This window comes from Mesorhizobium sp. M7D.F.Ca.US.004.03.1.1, assembly GCF_003998635.1.
Classification (GTDB): Bacteria; Pseudomonadota; Alphaproteobacteria; order Rhizobiales; family Rhizobiaceae; genus Mesorhizobium; species Mesorhizobium loti.
In genome coordinates, this window is the sequence record NZ_RZQG01001453.1 from 1 (window position 1) to 945 (window position 945).

At 63.2% G+C, this 945-nt stretch carries 1 protein-coding gene; it reads right to left on the reverse strand.

Annotated features, from left to right (window positions below; genetic code table 11):
• A partial coding sequence (locus EN935_RS37885) for a DEAD/DEAH box helicase (RefSeq protein WP_127374333.1) occupies positions 1 to 945 on the reverse strand: 945 nt, incomplete at both ends.

Genomic DNA, 945 nt, shown 5'->3' on the forward strand with positions numbered 1-945 from the left:
GCGCATAGGCGCGCACCTTCGAGCGGCCGACGCGGCCGCGCAGCTGGTAGAGCTGCGACAGGCCGAACATGTCGGCGCGATGGATGATCAGCGTGTTGGCGGTCGGGATGTCGAGCCCGGATTCGACGATCGTTGTCGACAGCAGCACATCGTACTGGCCGTCGTAGAAGGCATTCATGATGTCGTCGAGTTCACCCGGCGGCATCTGGCCATGGGCCACCGCCACCTTCAGCTCAGGCACGGATTCTCTCAGGAAATCATGGATTTCCGCCAGATCGCTGATACGCGGAACGACATAGAAGGAATGCCCGCCGCGATAGCGCTCGCGCAGCAGCGTCTCGCGAATGACAAGCGGATCGAAGGGCGAGATGAAGGTGCGCACCGCCATGCGGTCGACCGGCGGCGTGGCGATCAGCGACAGTTCGCGCACTCCAGTCAGCGCCAGTTGCAGCGTGCGCGGGATCGGCGTCGCCGACAGCGTCAGCACGTGCACGTCGGTCTTCAGATCCTTCAGCCGTTCCTTGTGCTTGACGCCAAAATGCTGCTCCTCGTCGATGATCAAAAGGCCGAGATTCTTGAACGAGATCGCGGAACCAAGCAGCGCGTGGGTGCCGATAACGATATCGACCTGCCCTTCGGCGATGCCCTTCTTGGTTTCGGCCAGCTCCTTGGCGCCGACCAGCCGCGATGCCTGGCCGACGCGGATCGGCAGGCCAGAAAAGCGCTGTGAGAATGTCTTGAAATGCTGGCGCGACAACAGCGTCGTCGGCACCACCACCGCGACCTGAAAACCCTCCATCGCCGCGATGAAGGCGGCGCGCAGCGCCACTTCGGTCTTGCCGAAACCGACATCGCCGCAGATCAGCCGGTCCATCGGCTTGCCGGCGGCAAGATCGTCCCGCACCGAGTCGATCGCGGTCTGCTGGTCGTCGGTCTCTTCATAGG